We start from the raw sequence: 18577 nt of genomic DNA on the forward strand, positions 1-18577 counted from the left end.
TACGGCACGCCCCGCGCGCTGAAGCAGCGAAGAGAGAGCAACCTCACCCCCGACAGCGCACCGACCGCCCTCGCGAGTTCCCCGCCCCCCGACGGATGCTGACGGCTCGTCCGGGGCGCGTGCGCGACCGGGGAGGGCCGTACCGGCCGAGGAGGGCTGTACGGCCCGACGCGGGAACACCGAAGTCGCCGACGAGTCCCCATGGCTCGACGACGACCTCGGTGCGACCGTGTGCGACTCCCGGCTCAGTACCCCCGGCCCTGGTACGGACGGTTGTACGGGTCCTCGTAGGGAGAGGGCGCCGGGGCGGGGCGGGGCGACGCCGGACGCATCGCCTCGTAGCCGGTGCCCGGCGCGGGCCGCTGCTGCTGCGGTGGGTAGGGTGCCGCCGGGTATCCGCCGCGGGCCGCGGTCGGCTGCTGAGGGATGTACGGCGCCGGGGCCTGCTGCAGCTGAGCGGGCTGCATCGGCGCGTAACCCTGCTGGGCCGGCTGCTGGTAGCCGTACGACGGACCGGGCGGGGAGGGTGCCGCGGGAAGGGCCGGCAGGGCCGCGGGGAGAGCCGGCAGATAGCTGTTGCCGGTGTCATAGGCGGCAGGCACTCGGATCGGTGCGATCTGAGGGGTGCCCCGCTCCGCGACCAGGGAGTCGTAGATCGGGGTGTCGGGGAACGACGGTGCGGCGTAGTAGCCGCCGCCGTAGGTGGAGCGGGGGGAGGTCATGGCACCTAAGTTAAGCCCACGATGTGCCGGTTGGGGAGTCCCAATCTTGGGGTCATCCGTTTTACGCCAGATCTATCCGCCTGACCTGCTAAAACATCGTTAAAGCTTCCGTTGACGGAGGGGGCGTTTTCCGTGGACGGCCCATGGCTGAGCGAGAAGTGACGGGCAGGCTGCAAAGGGCGACACCCGAGTGGCACTCGCCAGGACGGAGGCTTCGACTCCGAGCACCTGGAACCTTACGGTTGTCAGGAGATCGCCGACGGCAGCCGTGGCCTGCCGTTCGCCCTGCCGACAGCACGCTTGCGTGGCTACTGGCCCTACTGGCTCGGCGACGGCGGCGTCGCCGCCCACCGGTTTCGGGAGAACGTCCACTCCCGCTACGCCGCCTGCGTCCGTCTCCACTTCATCCCCAACGCGGCACCAAGAAGGACGCCCGACTCACGGCCAAGGACGTACGCACCTTCTTCGACCGGCTCCACGCCACCTGCCGGTGCTGCGCCCAGAGCCTGGTACACCGAAGGACAGAGGTGCTGCGCGATCGGCCAGTGCTCCTGACGGTGAACTGAAACAACATCAGAGCCTTCGGGCAGAAAGCCGGGCCGACAGCCCTTAGGCACCAGCCATCCGGGCCTGGGGTGCGTACACGACTGCCGAGGAGCCACCCGAGTTCAGCGCGGTCGTGCTGCCAACCCGGTCACGACCAAGATCCGGGTCATACTCGGGCCGATGTCCCGCCAGTCGCTGCCATGAGCCATAAAGGCACAGGTCAACCGACATGAGTTGCGTGTACCACCAGCAGACGAAGCACCCTCTGGTGCCGTACTCACCGACGAAGCCCGGGTTCTTCCAGGAGCACGAAAGCTGCGGTCTTCTCGTGGCGGGTGGCGATGCGGCGTCACTGCTTCAGACGGTTGCACCGGCCCCACTCCGATGACCTTGCGGTGGACACGGGCACCGTCGCCGTAGCCGTCCACGGCGTAGTACGAGGTCACCCGGTTGTCCCAGAGCACGAAGTCACCGGCGTGTGCGGCGTGTGCCGAGTCCGACCCGCACGATCGCTTCGTGATACGGCAGCCGCACTCTGACGCCGGCGGGTGAATGATCGCGGAGCATGACCACGATCGCGCTGCGGGCGCGGGTGTACCTCACTTGATGGAGTCTCATCAGATGGTTGCGGCCGAGCGTGCCACCGCGCCACCACCGAGAAGCGCGCGGATGCCGCTCCGCCGCCTCACAGCTGCGATGCCCCGGATGTCGTCACCGTCCCGTGCCCCGGCGCAGCTCCTCCCGGATCAGGCACGCACCACTCGCATGCAGTACGGCGAGACGCGCGCGCTGCTCACCGCCGTCCCGTCGGGCAGGATCGTGGACGAGGAGTGAACAGGGCGGCGAGCGCTCCGCGTTCGCGGTGCCAGGCGTCCGGCAGCGAGGAGGGACTCGGCGCCGTCGAGAGCTACCGCCGCGCCGATGCGATCGAGTTCGAGTGGCAGCCCGACGACGGACAGCTAAGACTGAGGCAGCGGTTTTGGATCCGGACAACAGATCCCGGCCTCGTGAATTTCCGGACCACTCGCTCCGGCCATCTAAAAGCGCGAGTACGGGGCGCCGACCCTCATGGCGACGGTGCTCAGACGTTCCTCAAGGAGCTCGCATGGAGGAGAAATCCCTCGACGTCCTGACGCCCGGGCCGGATGAACCCGCGATCGGCTTACGCAAGTACTCCGGCCCGGAGACCGGCACCGAGAAGGACCTTGCCGAGGTGCTGGCCGACGTCATGGACGTCGAACGGGTGCCGATCGACAGCCACTTCTTCGATGACCTCGGCGCCAACTCATTGGTGATGGCTCATTTCTGCGCACGGGTCAGGAAGCGGGCGGACCTTCCCTCGGCGTCGATGAAGGACATCTACCGGCACCCGACGATCCGCAGCCTGGCGACGGGGCTCGCGAACGCCGCGCCCACCCCACTGGGGCCGTCGGTCCCGGCGCCGGCCGAGGTGGTGACCCCGATCGGCACGGTGCGGTACGTACTCTGCGGAACGCTGCAGTTCCTGATCTTCCTGGGGTACTCGTTCCTCGCCGGACTTGTTGCCGACCGAGGCTATGCGTGGGTCTCCGCCAGCTCGGGTGTGGTCGACATCTACCTGCGATCGTTCGTCTTCGGGGGCGTCGGCTTCGTCGGCCTGTGCACCTTCCCGATCGCGGCCAAATGGCTTCTCATCGGCCGGTGGAAATCACGCGAGTTCCCGGTCTGGGGTCTGACCTATCTGCGCTTCTGGACCGTCAAGGTGCTGATCCACGCCAACCCGATGGTTCTCTTCGTCGGCAATCCCTTGTACGTGCTGTACCTGCGAGCCCTGGGCGCGCGCATCGGCAAAGGGGTCACGATTCTCTCCCGCAACGTTCCGGTCTGCCCTGACCTGCTCACGGTCGGCGCCGGCACGGTGATCCGCAAGGACTCGTTCTTCCTCTGCTACCGGGCGCACGCCGGCCGTATCCAGACCGGCCGGGTCACCCTTGGCCGGGATGTCTTCATCGGAGAGAAGACCGTGCTCGACATCGACACGACGATGGGCGACGGAGCTCAGCTCGGACACACGTCCACGCTGTACAGCGGCCAGGCGGTCCCGGGCGGTCAGCGCTGGCACGGATCCCCGGCACAGCTCACGCAGCACGACTACCTGAGGATCGGGCCGGCCACCTGCGGCACGCTGCGCCGGGCCGGCTTCGGCCTCGTCACCGTGCTTCAGCTGTTCTTCCTCTACATGCCACTGGCTGTCGGGGGCGTGTACATGCTGGTGACCCTGGTTCCGGCGCTGAACAACCGGCTGAGCCAGGGCACGGTGGATCTCACCTCGCCGGCTCTCTACATCGACGCCCTGGTCCTTTCCCTGCTGCTGTTCTTCGGCCTCGTCGTCGTGGGCCTGGCCGCGATGTTCGCCGTTCCGCGCCTGCTGAACCTGGTCGTCAAGCCGGACAAGGTCTATCCGCTGTACGGGTTTCATTACTCGGCGCACCGGGCGATCGGGCGCATGACCAACATCAAGTTCTTCACTTGGTTGTTCGGTGACAGCTCCTACATCGTCCACTATCTGCGCGGCGTCGGATACGACTTGTCCCAGGTCGAGCAGACCGGGTCGAACTTCGGCACGGAAGTGCAACACGAGACCCCGTTCATGTGCTCCGTCGGCAGCGGGACAATGGTCGCCGACGGACTCTCCATCATCAACGCCGACTATTCGAGCACGTCCTTCCGGGTGTCCCGGGCCTCGATCGGGGCGTACAACTTCCTGGGGAACAACATCGCCTATCCCTCGGGGGCCAGGACAGGCGAGAACTGTCTCCTCGCGACGAAGGTGATGGTTCCGCTCGAAGGCGAGATGCGCGAGGGGGTGGGCCTGCTCGGCTCGCCGTGCTTCGAGATTCCCCGGTCGGTCGAGCGTGATTCCCGGTTCGACCATCTGCGCACCGGTGACGAGTTGCGCCGCAGCCTCGCCGCGAAGAACCGCTACAACATCCGCTCGATGGTCTTCTTCCTGCTCGTGCGGTGGCTGCACTTCTTCGTGCTCACGATGCTCGGTCTGGCGAACGCCCAGCTGTACGACTCCTACGGGCATGTGCTGATCGCCGTGTTCCTGGTGCTCAGCCTCGGGTTCACCGCTGTCTACTTCGTACTGGTGGAGCGCGGCATCGCGGCATTCCGCACGCTGCGACCGCAGGTGTGCTCCATCTACGACCCGTACTTCTGGTGGCACGAGCGCCTCTGGAAGGTGCCCGACACCTACCTCAACGTCTTCAACGGCACCCCTTTCAAGAACGTGATCTGGCGGATGCTGGGTGTTCGGATCGGCAGCAGGGTCTTCGATGACGGCTGCTACATGACGGAGCGGACGCTCACCACCGTCGGGAACGACTGCACGCTCAATGCGGGAAGCAAGATCCAGTGCCACTCGCAGGAGGACGGCACCTTCAAATCCGATCGCAGCACCCTCGAAGCCGGCTGCACCATTGGTGTGGGAGCCCACGTCCATTACGGCGTGACGATGGGCACCGGCGCGGTGCTCGCGCCCGACTCCTTCCTCATGAAAGGCGAAGAGGTCCCCCAGCACGCACGCTGGGGAGGGAACCCCGCCACGGAGATGCGGGACGCCCCCTATCAGCCCGAGGCGCTGACGCGGAAGGGATAGCGGCTCCGCCCATGTCAGCGCGGAACAGCACGGTAGCGAAGACGAATGGAGAGGGACGGCCAGAATGGGAATGCAAGCGCAGGCCGACCGGGAATTCTGGCGCGATGTGCTCGGCGCCGGTGGATTCACCGAAATCCCGCGGTGGACACGCAATCCGGTGAAGGGCGTCGGCGAACACGAGGTGCCGATCCCGGACGACATCGCGGCGGCGTCGGGCCGGCTGGCCAAGGACCTGGCGGTGCCGCTCGAATCGGTGCTGCTGGCAGCGCACGCCAAGGTGCTCGCCGCGCTGTCCGGCGAGCACGAGGTCGCGATCGGATACGTCACCGCGGAGGGCGGCCGGCCGCTGCCCTGCCGGCTGACGACCGAACCCGACTCGTGGCGGACGCTGGTGCTGGACGCCCATCGAGTGGCGTCGGGCCTGCTGTCGCACAAGAACTGCCCGGTCGATGAGCTCAGGCGCGAACTGGGCCTGGCCGAGCCGTCGATCGAGGCCGTATTCGATCCGCACGGCGCGGGCGGCGAAGTCGCCGGTAACACCATGCTGTGGGTGGGTTTTTCGCAGCGCGGCGGCCACCTTGTGCTGCGGCTGCGGTACCGGACCGACACGCTCGACGAGGACTGCGCCGCCAGGATCGCCGGATACCACCTCACCGCGCTCGCGCTGATCGCCGCCGATCCGGACGCCGAGCACGGGCCGCAGAGCCTGCTCTCCGCCGAGGAACTCCACTTCCAGCTCGAAGAACTGGCCGGTCCACGCCGGGAACTGCCGGACCACCGGTTCCACGAACTGTTCGAGCAGCGAGTGGCGGCACACCCGGACGCCGTCGCCGCGGTGCACGGGGAGCAGCAACTGACGTATCGAGAACTCAACGCGCGCGCCAACCGGGTCGGACGAGCCCTGCTGGCGCGGGGGCTGCGCCCCGAGGGCGTCGTCGCGGTGGTGACCGAACGCAACCTGGACTGGATGGCCGCCGTCCTCGCGGTCTTCAAGGCCGGCGGCGTGTACCTGCCCATCGAGCCGCATTTCCCGGCCGCCCGCCTCACGACCATGCTCTCCCGTGCCGCATGCGGGCTCGTGCTGACCGAACCCGGCAGCACCTCCACGCTCGACCGGGCCCTCGACTCGCTGCCCGGAGTCCGGAAGCTCTTCGTCGGCGCAGCCTACGAGGAAGACCATGCCGACGATGATCTGGGCCTCCACGTCGCACCGGACCAGCTCGCCTACATCTACTTCACCTCCGGCTCCACAGGTGAACCCAAGGGTGCGATGTGCGAGCACGAGGGCATGCTGAACCATCTCTACGCCAAGATCGACGACCTGGAGATCGGAGAGGGACAGGTGGTCGCCCAGACCGCACCCCAGTGCTTCGACATCTCGCTGTGGCAGCTGGTGTCCGGGCTCCTGGTCGGGGGGCGGACCCTGCTGGTGGAGCAGGAGGCGATCCTGAACGTCCAGCGGTTCGTCGACACGATCGTCGACGGCCGGGTCGCCGTCCTCCAGGTCGTACCCTCCTACCTGGACGTGGTCGTGTCCTGGCTGAAGCAGCACCCCCGCGAGCTGCCGGACCTGCGGTGCGTGTCGGTCACCGGCGAGGCGCTGAAGAAGGAGCTCGTGCAGCGCTGGTTCGCCGCCCGGCCCGGGATCAAGCTGGTCAACGCCTACGGACTGACCGAGACCTCGGACGACACCAACCACGAGGTCATGGACCGCATGCCCGACGGAGGCCGGGTCCTGCTGGGGCCCGCGGTCAACAACGTGCACGTCTATGTCGTCGATGAGCACCTGACCCCGGTGCCGCTCGGAGCCCCCGGTCTGATCGCCTTCTCCGGCGTCTGCGTCGGCCGCGGATACGTCAACGACCCCGAGCGCACCCGGCAGGCATACCTGGCCGATCCGCACCGCGGGGGCGCCCGGCTCTACCGGGGCGCGGACTACGGCCGCTGGACGCCCGAGGGCAAGCTGGAGTTCCTCGGCCGCCGCGACACCCAGGTGAAGATCCGCGGCTTCCGGATCGAGATCGGCGAGATCGAGAACACCCTGTTGCAGGTGCCCGGTGTTCGCGACGGTGCGGTCGTGGTCGCCGAGCGGGCCGACCAGAGCAAACACCTGGTGGCGTTCTACTCCGGTCGGCGTCCGATCGAGGTCGACGTCCTGCTGGACCGGCTCGGTGAGACGTTGCCCGCGTACATGGTTCCGTCGGCCTTCCACTGGCGGGAGACTCTGCCGCTGACGGCCAACAGCAAGATCGACAGAAGGGCTCTGCAGGCGCTCGCCGGAGAACTCGACGCCCCCCAGGACGACTACAGCGCGCCGGACACACCGACAGAACAGCAGTTGGCGGCCGCATGGGCGAAGGTGCTCGGCATCCCGCAGAACCAGATCGGACGACGGGACCACTTCTTCGACCGGGGCGGCACGTCGCTGTCGGCAGTAAAGCTGGCCATCGTCCTGGACCGTGCGGTGTCCCTCAAGGACGTCACCCGCCACCCCGTCCTCGCCGATCTGGCCAGGCTGGTCGACGGCAGGTCCGAGCGGCGTTCCGGGCTGCTTCAGCCACTGTCGGAATCGGACGGTGCGCAGACCGCAGCCCTGGTGTGCTTCCCCTACGCCGGCGGCAACGCGGTGAACTTTCAGCCGATGGCCAGGGCGCTGCCGGACGGTGGACCGGCGGTCTACGCCGTCGAGCTGCCCGGTCACGACGTGGCCGCCGAGAGCGAGCCGCTCGCGCCGATGACACAGGTGGTCGAGCAGGTCGTCGACGAGATCACCGGGCGTGGCCTGACCAGGGTCCTGCTGTGGGGCCATTCCTCGGGCACCGCGCTGGCCGTGGAGACGGCCAGAAAGCTGCAAGAGAGCGGGGTGGACGTCCCACGGGTGTTCCTCGGCGCGCAACTGCTCGGTGACGCCGACGACCGGCGCGCCACCATCACCGAGCTGACCGGCCGGAGCAACACCGAGATCGCCGCGAACCTGAGCACGGACGGCGGCTACACCGCGCTCGGTGAGCTGGGCGCGCAGCACGCCGAGCACGTCGGCGCCGCCTACCGGCACGACTGCGTGTCCGCACACCACTACTTCGCCGACGCCCTGGAGCGCCCGCCGACGCAGAAGCTCTCCGCGCCGGTCACCGTGGTCGTTGCCGCGGACGACCCGAGCACGGCGGAGTACTCGCGCCGGTACCGCGACTGGCAGCTTCTGGCCGGGCAGGTCGACCTGCACGAGCTCGCCGACGGTGGCCACTACTTCCTGCGTACCCGTCCGGCCGAGGCGGCAAAGGCCGTGCTGCACGCCGCCGAACTGTTCGCTTCTTCCTGAGTGTCAGCTGAAAGGAGATCGAGATGTCATTCACTTCCACGACGTCGCCGGCCGACGTAGAACTGGAATCCGGCAGACCCCCACGGCTGCGGGCCGAGGTCACCGGCTCCGCGCCGACCTGGGCGGCCGAGCATCGGGACGTGCTGCGCGCAGTCGTCGCCGAGCACGGTTCGGTCCTGGTCCGCGGCCTCGGGCTGCGTGACGCGGCCGAGACCGGAGCCGTCTTCTCGAAGCTGGCCACCGGTCTGATGACCGAGCAGGAGGCCTTCGCGCCCCGGCAGACCTACTCCGACGGGGTGTACTCCTCATCGAAGTGGCCGCCGAACCAGCCGATGTGCATGCACCACGAACTGAGCTACACGCTTGAGTTCCCCGGCCTGATGATGTTCGCCTGTCTCAGCGCGCCCACCGACGGCGGGGCGACCGCGGTGGCCGACTCACCGACCGTGCTCGACGCGCTGCCCACCGAGTTGACCGAGCGGTTCGAGCGCGAGGGCTGGCTGCTCACTCGCAGCTACAACGACGAGATCGGCGCGTCCGTCGCCGAGGCGTTCGGCACCGACGACCGGGGCGCCGTCGAGCGCTACTGCCGCGCCAACGCGATCACGTTCGAGTGGCAGCCCGATGGTGGACTGCGCACCAGACAGCGCCGCAGCGCCGTGGTGCGCCACCCGGTCACCGGCCGACGCTGCTGGTTCAACCAGATCGCGTTCCTCAACGAGTGGACGATGGACCCCGAGGTGCACGAGTACCTGGTGGACGTCTACGGTGCCGACGGGCTGCCGTTCAACACACACTTCGGCAATGGCGAACCGATCGGCGAGGACGTCGTGCAGCTGCTCAACAGTGTCTACGAGGCGAACACCGCACGCGAAGCGTGGCAGGCCGGCGACCTGATGCTCGTCGACAACGTCCGCACCGCGCACAGCAGGGAGCCCTTCGAAGGACCGCGCGAGGTGCTCGTCGCCATGGCCGAACCGGTGCGTCTGGCCGACTGCTCGCCGACCGTGGAGGTGACCACGCAATGACCACTGTCGACTCCACCGCGGGAGATTCCGAAAGGGTCGCGCCGATCACCGTGCCACCGTTCGCGGTGATCTCCGGTGCCCAGGTCCGGCGCACGCTGCACGGATGCGAGAAGCAGATCACGGAGTTGGTCGAGGCCACCTACCGGGTGCACGGCGCCGGTGATTCGGTGAACCCGCCGTCGTACTTCCTGCGTTTCCCCGACCGCCCGTCCTCCCGGATCATCGCGCTGCCCGCCTCGATCGGCGGGGAGACACGGGTGGACGGCCTGAAGTGGATCTCCAGCTTCCCCCAGAACGTGACGGCCGGCATCCCAAGGGCATCGGCCGTGCTGATCCTCAACGACCATGACACCGGCTACCCGTTCGCCTGTCTGGAGAGTTCGATCATCAGCGCCACCCGGACAGCCGCGTCGGCGGCGTCGGCGGCCGACTGGCTCAGCCGCGACCGGCCGCGGCCGACGCGCGTCGGGTTCTTCGGGGCGGGCCTGATCGCCCGCTACATCCATACCTTCCTGGTCGGCACCGGCTGGTCGTTCGACGAGACCGGCGTGCACGACCTGTCCGCCGACAGTGCGGCAGGCTTCCGGTGCTACCTGGAGCAGTCGGACACCACCGGCCGAATCACCGTGCACGACAGCGCCGAACAGTTGATCCGAAACAGCGACCTGGTCGTCTTCGCCACGGTCGCCGGCCAACCGCACGTCAGCGAACCGTCATGGTTCGCACACAATCCACTGGTGCTGCATGTGTCGCTGCGCGATCTCGCGCCGGAGATCCTGCTCGCCTCGACCAACATCGTCGACGACGTCGAGCACTGCCTCAAGGCCGACACGTCGCCGCATCTGGCCGAGCAGCTCACGGGCAACCGGGACTTCCTGGACGGCACGTTGGCCGACGTGATGGCGGGGCGGGTGACGGTGCCGACGGACCGGCCGGTGGTGTTCTCGCCCTTCGGCCTCGGGGTGCTCGACCTCGCGGTGGGCAAGTACGTGTATACGGAAGTGGCCCGCTGCGGAGAGTTGCACGTCGTCGACGACTTCTTCCACGAACTCAGCCGGTACGGATGAGCGGGCCGAGAGCCCAGGGGGCTCCTTCAGAGCTGATCCCAGAAGAAGAACCACCGGTCACGTCGCAGCAGCCCCTGACGCACGAGACAGTGGCCGCCGGCGCAGGGCTCCGTCCCGCCTGGTTGGACACGGGGGCTCGCCCGCACAGGCGAGAAGCCGCCCACGGCCGGACGGAAGTTCCGAAAGTGCTCTGCTCCAGCCAGAGGAGACCGTCGTGCCCATCATTTCCACTCCCTACGCTTTCAACGAAGATGATCTCTTTGTCGACCTCCGGCCGATCTTCGGGCACTCGCTCTTCCTGAAGTGTGAGGGCTTCAACTTCGCCGGCTCGATCAAGCTGAAGGCCGCGACCGAGATGGTGGAGGCCGCCGAGCGGGATGGAATCCTGACGCCGGCATCGATCCTCGTCGAGTCGTCGTCCGGAAACCTCGGCGTGGCGCTGAGCGTGATCGCGGCGAGCAAGGGCTACCGGTTCCTGTGTGTGACGGACTCCCGCGGCAACCTGTCGAACAGAATGATGATGGAGGCGTTGGGCAGCCGGGTGCACGTGATCGCCGAACAGGAGGCCCACGGTGGCTTTCTCGGCGCGCGGCTCGAGTACGTCCGCGCGCTGTGCGCCTTCGACGACCGATATGTGTGGCTCAGCCAGTACACCAATCCGAACAACTGGAAGGCGCACTACCGCACGACCGCGCCGGAGATCGCCCGTCAGTTCCCGCGGCTGGACGTGCTGTTCGTCGGAGCCGGCACCACCGGGACCCTGATGGGCTGTGCGCGCTACTTCCGGGAATGGCGCCGGTCGGTGCGGATCATCGCGGTGGACAGCGTCGGCTCGGTGTCCTTCGGCGGTTCGCCGGGCCGCCGGATGATTCCCGGTCTCGGCATGAGCATGCGCCCGCCGCTGCTCGACGAGTCCTATGTCGACGAGGTGATTCGTGTCGAGGAGGCGGACACCGTACGTGCCTGCCATCGTCTGGCCAGGCGCGGATTCCTGTTCGGCGGCTCCACCGGCACGGTGATCAGCGGCGCAACGGACTGGTTGGCCCGGCATGACGGGCGCGGACTCACCGCAGTGGCCGTCGGTCCGGACCTCGGCGAGCGCTATCTCGACACCATCTACCAGACCAACTGGCTGCAGGATCTCTACGGCGAGGACGTGCTCGACTCCGACACGGAGGCCTCCGATTCCTGGGCAGCCGCCCCCTCGCCGACGACACGGTGGAGCCGTCGGCCGGGCCCTGAGGACCGGAAGCTGCAATGGCAATCTGCACCGGCTCCGGATCGGTGAGCCCCGGGCGCTCCGTCCAAGGAGCCGGTAGCACCGACAAGGCGCTTCCTGATGTCCGCCTCGGCCGCTCGGGTCCGATCCGGTCGGGCGCGACGCTCGGGATCCCGATATCGCTGACGCTTCCGAGAAGCGGTGCTGAGCCATTCGTGTGAGCGATGGCGGAGGAGGAAACGCTGTCGGAACGGGATCCCCTGATGGCGGTGTGAACCGCCCCAGGTTCGTCGGAGATATCAGTGACCGCGCCCGTCGTCGAGCACCCGCACCTGGGGGGCGAGCCCGTACTCCGGGGGCTGGACGTCCCCTCCTCCACCTGTTGCCGCCGGCGCCGCGCCGAGAAGGAGCGTGACCGCACCGCTGTGGGCTCCGCGCCGGGCGGGGGATTAGGTTGGCGGAGAAAAGCCTTCGGGCAGCCGGACTCGCGATGGGGGCGAGCATGACCATGCTAAAAGGCGCCAATGTTCCGGTGGCGGCTCACGCCGTGCGGGTCGAATTGGGGTGGCGCGTCTCCCCGGGGACGCCGGACGTCGACGGCTCGGCGCTCCTTCTCGTGTCGGGAAAGGTGCGCGGCGACGCCGACTTCGTCTTTTACAACCAGCCCTCCCACGCATCCGGAGCGGTACGCCACGAGGGCAAGCGAACCGCCGGTGACGGGGTGACGGACAGCCTCGCCGTCGACCTGGCGCGCGTCGAGCCGGCCATCGACCGCGTGGTCCTGGCGGCCTCCGCGGACGGGGGCACGTTCGGGCAGGTGACGGGGTTGTACGTGCGGATCACGGACGCGGCGGACGGCTCGGAGCTCGCGCGCTTCGACAGCGCGGACGCGACAGTCGAGACCGCGTTCATTCTCGGCGAGCTCTACCGGCGCCAGGGCGCCTGGAAATTCCGCGCCGTCGGGCAGGGTTACGACACCGGCCTCGAAGGTCTCGCGACGGACTTCGGTATCTCCGTCGATGAACCACAGCGGCCCCAGCCGTATCAACAACCCCCATCGCCGCAACAGCCGCAGTACCGAACCCGGGTTGACCCTCTGTCACCGCCCCCTCCGGCGTTTCCTCCCGCACCGCCGACGGCGCCTCCGCCCCCTCCCGTACCTCCCGCCGCCCCGCCCGTCCGACTGTCCAAGGTGACTCTCACCAAGGACGCGCCATCGGTCTCCCTCGCCAAACAGGGCGGCACTTCGGGAGCCCTCCGGGTCAATCTCAACTGGGAAGTGCGCAAACAGTTCACCGGCTGGGGAAGCAAACTCGGCAGAGCGGTCGCCAACCACGCGGACCTCGATCTTGATCTGTGCGCCCTCTACGAACTCACCGACGGCCGCAAGGGGGTCGTACAGGCACTCGGAAACGCGTTCGGCGCGCTCCGGCAGCCGCCTTATATCCATCTCGACGGCGACGACCGCACCGGGGCCGTGGCCACCGGTGAGAACCTCACCGTCAACCTCGACCAGAAGGACAAGCTCCGCCGCGTCCTGATCTTCGTCACCATCTATGAAGGCGCCCGGAGTTTCGCCGATCTCCATGCCACCGTCACCCTCCAGCCCCAGCACGGCGCCCCGATCGACTTCTCGCTCGACGAATGCACCGTCCCGTCCACCGTCTGCGCGCTCGCGCTCCTCACCAACAACGGGGGAGACCTCACGGTGCAGCGCGAGGCCCGCTATCTCGTGCCCGAGCGCGGAGTGAGCCCGCAGCGCACCATCGACTACGCCTACGGGTGGGGCATGAACTGGACACCCGGCCGCAAATGACCCCCCGGGGGTCCGGCCGCCACTGCGGCCATCGGCCCCGGCCGGCTCCGCTCACCGGTCGGGCGCGGCCTCGGGACGGGCGTACGTACGCCCCTTCCAGGCCGCGCCCCGCCCCCGGTGGTGCTGCACCGCCGAATCGACCGTCATCAGCAGATACAGCGCGGCGGTGAACGGCAGCAGTGGCGCCAGCCACAGCGACTGCCGGTAGTAGCCCAGCATCGGCATGTACGTCCCGGCCATCACCGCCCATGCCGCCCCGCCCGCCCACGCCGCCGCCGGATCACCGCCCAGCAGCCCGGCGACGAGGGTGACCGGCGGCGCGAGGTAGACCAGCGTGAGCCCCAGCACCGTCCCGAGGAGCAGCGGCGGACTGTGCCGCAGCTGGGCATACGCACTCCGCGACACCATCCGCCACAGATCGCCCAGGCACGGATACGGCCGCACGCTGTCCACCCGCTCCGCGAGTCCCAGCCAGATCCGCCCGCCGCTCCGCTGCACCGCCCGCGCCAGCGTCACGTCGTCGATCACCGCCTGCCGGATCGACTCCGGTACTCCCGCCCGGTCCGCCGCCCCGGTCCGCAGCAGCACACAGCCACCGGCCGCCGCGGCCGTCCGCGCCCCCGCCCGGTTCACCCACCGGAACGGGTAGAGCTGCGAGAAGAAGTAGACGAAGGCCGGCACGACCAGCCGCTCCCAGACACTCGACACCCGCAGCCGGGCCATCTGCGAGACCAGGTCGAACCCGTCCGCCACCGCGGCGGCGACCAGTTCCCGCAGACTGTCCGGCTCATGCGCGATGTCGGCGTCCGTCAGCAGCAGGTACTCCGGTTTTCGGGCCCGGGCCAGCGAGATCCCGTGCCGCACCGCCCAGAGTTTGCCCGTCCAGCCCGGCTCCGGCTCACCGGGCGACGCCACCGTCACCGGCAGGCCCCCGTACCGCACGGACAGCGCACGGGCGACGTCCCCGGTGCCGTCCTCGCTGCAGTCGTCGACGAGGAAGATCTCCGCGACTCCCGGATAGTCCTGGGCCATCAGTGACGGCAGACTCACCGGCAGAATGTCGGCTTCGTCACGCGCGGGCACGACGATCGCCACGGACGGCCAGTGATCCGGAGCCTGCCGGCGCGGCAGCCGCTGGTCGGTCCGCCAGAAGAACCCTTGTCCCAGCAGCAGCCACACCCATGCGGCCAGCGAACCCACGGCGATCCAGGCAATGGCACTCATTCGCCGCAGTCTGCCCCACTGCGACGGAACCGCAAGGGCGGTCGACTATGGTGACCGGGTGAAGATCGCGCTCATGGACTCCGGAATCGGCCTGCTCGCGGCCGCCGCCGCGGTACGCCGGCTGAGGCCCGACGCCGATCTGGTGCTCTCGTCCGACCCCGGCGGCATGCCCTGGGGACCGCGTACCCCCGAGGACCTGACCGCCCGCGCGCTGGACGTGGCCCGCGCGGCGGCCGCCCACCGGCCCGACGCACTGATCGTCGCCTGCAATACGGCCTCCGTGCACGCCCTGCCGACGCTCCGTGCCGAGCTGGAACCCGCGCTGCCGGTCATCGGCACCGTTCCCGCCATCAAGCCGTCCGTCGCCGGCGGCGGCCCGGTCGCGATCTGGGCCACCCCCGCCACCACCGGCAGCCCGTACCAGCGCGGACTCATCCGGGAATTCGCCCGCTCCGTCGCCGTCACCGAGGTCCCGTGCCCCGGTCTCGCCGATGCCGTGGAGCAGGCGGACGAGCCGGCGATCGACCGGGCCGTCGCCGCGGCCGCGGCGCTCACCCCGCGCGATGTGCGGGCCGTGGTGCTGGGCTGCACCCATTACGAGCTGGTCGCCGAACGCATCCGTACCGCCGTGCGGCAGCCCGGTCTGCCCCCTGTCGCCCTGCACGGTTCCGCAGGTGCCGTGGCCGCCCAGGCACTGCGCCGAATCGGGGTGGCACCCGCTCCGTCGGCCGAACCGGCAGGCGGTCTCACCGTGCTCCTCGACGGGCGCACCGCCGACCTTCCGGAAGCCGCTCTGGCCTACGCCGAGGGGCAGCTGCTGGGGGCCGTCAGCCCCGCCCGCTGACCCGGTGCGGGGGCACCGGACCCATGCCCGGCGTGCGGATTCGTGAGTACGCTGCTTGGCATGAGGGACCACCCCCGAAAACCGAGGCGCACCGGAGCCGATCCCCCCTCCGACGTATGGATCGGCAGGGCCACCAACCGGGCCCAGTGGGTGCTCGCCGCCGCGGGCGCCGCCTGTCTGGCGCTCGGCGTCCAGCTGGCCGTCACCTCCGACTGGGCCTCCGGCGTCGTCCCGCTGCTGATGTCCGTGATCGGCTGCGTCGCCGCCGGACTGCTCATGCTGTTCGGCACCCTCGCCTTCGTGAACGTGGCCGTCAGGGTCGACAGGGACGCCCTGGAAGTGCGCTGCGGTCACATGGGCCTGCCGCGCCGCCGGATTCTGCTGGCCCAGGTGGTGGGCGCGGAGTTCGTACCCCGGGTCACTCCGCGCCAGTGGGGCGGCTGGGGCTACCGCTGGCGCCCCGAGCAGGGCACGGCCGTGGTGGTCCGCAGGGGCGAGGGCCTGGTGCTCCGGCTCGGTGACGGCCGGACGTTCACCATCACGGTCGACGACGCGGAAACGGGCGTACGGTTCATCCGCGAGCGCCTGCACCTGTCGACGACCGGTGCGTCGGCCGGGCCCTGACCCAGGACCCGGCCCGCGGCCGACGGCTGCCGGCGAACGGAGCAGCCCGCCGAGCGCCGCCGCGAATCCGCCCACCGAGCGCGGCGCAGACGCGGCGCCGGCGCGGCCGCGGGCCGTGCTGAGCGCCGGCAGCCGCAGCGTGAACCCAGTGGCGCCGACCGCGCCGCCGCTGCCGCGCAGCGGGCAGGGCCCGCTGCGAGCGCCGGCAGCGCGGCGGCGGGCTCCGGCCGATCGGCCGGGACCGGCGGGCACGGCAACGGCAGCGGCCCGGATCTGTGCGGGAAAGTGCCGAAACGATCCGGCGCCAAGGGTTCCGTCCGCCGAGAGGGCTGCCCGGCACACAGCCGACCACCGTAGACTCCGCCGGGTGAGCGCCACCATCACCTCAGTCGACGACCCGCAACAGCCCGCACCCACCCCCGTGTCAGGGGGAAGACGACTGCTGCCACGGCTCGTACGGCCCGCTGCCGCCGTGATCGCGGGAGTGCTGCTGTACCTGAGCTTCCCGCCGCGACCCCTGTGGTGGCTGGTTCTGCCCGGTTTCGCGCTGCTCGGCTGGGTGCTGCACGAGCGCAGACTGCGCGCCGGATTCGGCCTCGGCCTCCTCGCCGGGCTGGGGTTCATGCTGCCGCTGCTGCACTGGACGGGCGAAGAGGTCGGTCCGGTGCCGTGGCTGGCGCTCGCCGCGGCCGAGGCGCTGTTCATCGCGGTCGGCTGCATCGGCATCGCCGCCGTATCCCGCCTCGCCTGCTGGCCGCTGTGGGCCGCCGCGGTCTGGGCCCTCGACGAGGGGATCCGGGCCAGGATCCCGTTCGGCGGCTTCCCCTGGGGGAAGATCGCCTTCGGGCAGGCGGACAGCGTGTTCCTGCCGCTCGCGGCCGTGGGCGGCACGCCGCTGCTCTCCTTCGCGGTGGTGCTGTGCGGCTTCGGTCTCTACGAAGCGGTACGTCAGTTCCGTACCTACCGCAGCACGCGCGCGGTGCCCCGGGCCGCCGTCGCCGCGGCGGCCGCGACCGTCCTCGTACCCGTCGCCGCGGCGTTCGCCGCACTGCCGCTCGTCGACGACTCGGCGGAGGACGGCACCGCGACCGTCGCCGCCATCCAGGGCAACGTGCCCCAGCTCGGACTCGACTTCAACGCCCAGCGCCGCGCCGTCCTCGACAACCATGTGCGCCGCACGGAGCAGCTCGCCCAGGAGGTGAAGGCGGGCAAGGTGCCCCAGCCCGACTTCGTCCTGTGGCCGGAGAACTCCTCCGACCTGGACCCCTACCGGAACGCGGACGCCCGGATCGTGATCGACGACGCCGTGAAGGCGATCGGCGTCCCCACCGTCATCGGAGCGGTGGTCGAGCCCGACACCGGCAAGCTGCGCAACACCCTCATCCAGTGGGATCCCAAGAAGGGGCCTGTCGACACGTACGACAAGCGCCACATCCAGCCGTTCGGCGAGTACATCCCGATGCGTTCCTTCGTACGGCTCTTCAGTTCCGACGTGGACCGGGTGCGGCGCGACTTCGGCCCGGGAAAGAAGGTCGGCGTCTTCGATCTGGCGGGTACGAACGTGGGGCTGGTGACCTGCTATGAGGCGGCGTTCGACGACGCCGTACGGGACACGGTCATGCACGGCGGCCAGCTGATCGCCGTACCCAGCAACAACGCCACCTTCGGGCGCAGTGAGATGACCTACCAGCAGCTGGCCATGTCCAGGGTGCGGGCGGTCGAGCACAGCAGGTCCGTCGTCGTCCCCGTCACCAGCGGTGTCAGCGCCGTCATCCGCCCGGACGGGACCATCGTCCGGAAGACGAAGCTGTTCACGCCGGACGCGCTCGTGGACGAGGTGCCGCTGAGGTCCTCGCTCACGCCCGCGACCCGGATGGGCACCCTTCCCGAGGGAGTCCTCGCCCTGCTCGCCGTGGCGGGGCTCGGCTGGGTCACCGTCCGGTCGGTACGGCTGCGGCGCAGCCGCTGATCCGCTCGCACGCCACGTAGGGTCGGCCCCATGGGTACTCCAGATTTCATCCGCGAGATCCGCGCCACCGCGGGTCGGCAACTGCTTCTCCTGCCGGGCGTCACCGCCGTGGTCTTCGACGACGAGGGCCGAGTGCTCCTCGGACGGCGTTCCGACACCGGCAAGTGGTCGCTCATCGGCGGCATCTGCGAGCCGGGTGAGCAGCCGGCGGCAACGGCGGAGCGGGAGGTGTACGAAGAGACGGCCGTGCGCTGTGTGGCGGAGCGGGTGGTGCTCACCCAGGCACTGGCACCCGTGCAGTACGCCAACGGCGACCGCTGCCAGTATCTGGACGTCACCTTCCGCTGCCGGGCGACCGGCGGCGAGGCCCGCGTCAACGACGACGAGTCGCTGGCGGTGGACTGGTTCCCGCTGGACGCGCTGCCGCCGTTGAACGAGTTCTCGCTCTTCAGGATCAAGCAGTCCCTCACCGACGAGCCCACCTGGTTCGAACCCACCGCCCAGCAGTGACCGTCGCGTTCGGAGGGAGGGCCGGGGCAACCGGCCCTCCCTCCGAACG

The 18577-nt window shown here is 69.4% G+C and carries 13 protein-coding genes; 11 read left to right on the forward strand and 2 right to left on the reverse strand.

What is annotated here, in order from left to right; genetic code table 11:
* Positions 1-245 precede the first annotated feature (245 nt).
* A complete protein-coding gene (locus ACIOMQ_RS17065; protein ID WP_362209507.1) occupies positions 246-722 on the reverse strand; it encodes a DUF6643 family protein in 477 nt (158 codons plus the stop codon).
* 1251 nt (positions 723-1973) lie between these two features.
* Between ACIOMQ_RS17065 and ACIOMQ_RS17070 the strand changes: the two genes are divergently transcribed.
* From ACIOMQ_RS17070 to ACIOMQ_RS17100, 7 genes are all read left to right on the forward strand, one after another.
* Positions 1974-2102, forward strand: a complete 129-nt coding sequence (locus ACIOMQ_RS17070; protein ID WP_401269837.1) for a hypothetical protein — start codon at positions 1974-1976, stop codon at positions 2100-2102.
* 271 nt (positions 2103-2373) lie between these two features.
* Complete coding sequence (locus ACIOMQ_RS17075) at positions 2374-4908, forward strand: Pls/PosA family non-ribosomal peptide synthetase (RefSeq protein WP_402189338.1); 2535 nt, start codon at positions 2374-2376, stop codon at positions 4906-4908.
* Positions 4909-4972: 64 nt separating this feature from the next.
* Positions 4973-8227, forward strand: a complete 3255-nt coding sequence (locus tag ACIOMQ_RS17080) for an amino acid adenylation domain-containing protein (RefSeq protein WP_402189340.1) — start codon at positions 4973-4975, stop codon at positions 8225-8227.
* Positions 8228-8250: 23 nt separating this feature from the next.
* On the forward strand, positions 8251-9255 hold the full coding sequence (locus tag ACIOMQ_RS17085) for a TauD/TfdA family dioxygenase (RefSeq protein ID WP_402189342.1): 1005 nt from the start codon (positions 8251-8253) through the stop codon (positions 9253-9255).
* The gene (sbnB, locus tag ACIOMQ_RS17090) at positions 9252-10322 is read left to right on the forward strand and encodes a 2,3-diaminopropionate biosynthesis protein SbnB (RefSeq protein ID WP_402189344.1); all 1071 of its coding nucleotides are present in this window, start codon (positions 9252-9254) and stop codon (positions 10320-10322) included. Before ACIOMQ_RS17085 ends, sbnB begins: the two co-directional genes overlap by 4 nt.
* Before the next feature lie 214 nt (positions 10323-10536).
* Positions 10537-11610 carry a 2,3-diaminopropionate biosynthesis protein SbnA gene (gene sbnA / locus ACIOMQ_RS17095; protein ID WP_402189346.1) on the forward strand — a complete coding sequence of 358 codons (1074 nt, stop codon included), beginning with the start codon at positions 10537-10539 and terminating at the stop codon, positions 11608-11610.
* Between the two features lie 421 nt (positions 11611-12031).
* Positions 12032-13357, forward strand: a complete 1326-nt coding sequence (locus tag ACIOMQ_RS17100; RefSeq protein ID WP_402189348.1) for a TerD family protein — start codon at positions 12032-12034, stop codon at positions 13355-13357.
* Positions 13358-13408: 51 nt separating this feature from the next.
* Here ACIOMQ_RS17100 and ACIOMQ_RS17105 read toward each other — a convergent pair whose 3' ends face one another.
* Entirely contained in the window at positions 13409-14581 is a 1173-nt protein-coding gene (locus ACIOMQ_RS17105; RefSeq protein ID WP_401269820.1) for a glycosyltransferase, read from the reverse strand.
* Between the two features lie 58 nt (positions 14582-14639).
* On the opposite strand from ACIOMQ_RS17105, the gene ACIOMQ_RS17110 reads away from it, so the two are divergent.
* The 4 genes from ACIOMQ_RS17110 to ACIOMQ_RS17125 all read left to right on the forward strand — a co-directional run bounded on the left by ACIOMQ_RS17110 (position 14640) and on the right by ACIOMQ_RS17125 (position 18528).
* Entirely contained in the window at positions 14640-15425 is a 786-nt protein-coding gene (locus tag ACIOMQ_RS17110) for an aspartate/glutamate racemase family protein (protein WP_362209486.1), read from the forward strand.
* A 60-nt stretch (positions 15426-15485) separates the two neighbouring features.
* Positions 15486-16049, forward strand: coding sequence for a hypothetical protein (locus ACIOMQ_RS17115; protein WP_401943963.1), 564 nt, complete (start codon positions 15486-15488; stop codon positions 16047-16049).
* 367 nt (positions 16050-16416) lie between these two features.
* A complete protein-coding gene (gene lnt / locus ACIOMQ_RS17120) occupies positions 16417-18018 on the forward strand; it encodes an apolipoprotein N-acyltransferase (protein WP_362209480.1) in 1602 nt (533 codons plus the stop codon).
* 30 nt (positions 18019-18048) lie between these two features.
* The gene (locus tag ACIOMQ_RS17125) at positions 18049-18528 is read left to right on the forward strand and encodes an NUDIX hydrolase (RefSeq protein WP_401987798.1); all 480 of its coding nucleotides are present in this window, start codon (positions 18049-18051) and stop codon (positions 18526-18528) included.
* Positions 18529-18577: the final 49 nt, after the last annotated feature.

Origin of the sequence: Streptomyces sp. NPDC087845 (assembly GCF_044742755.1) — a bacterium.
Classification (GTDB): Bacteria; Actinomycetota; Actinomycetes; order Streptomycetales; family Streptomycetaceae; genus Streptomyces.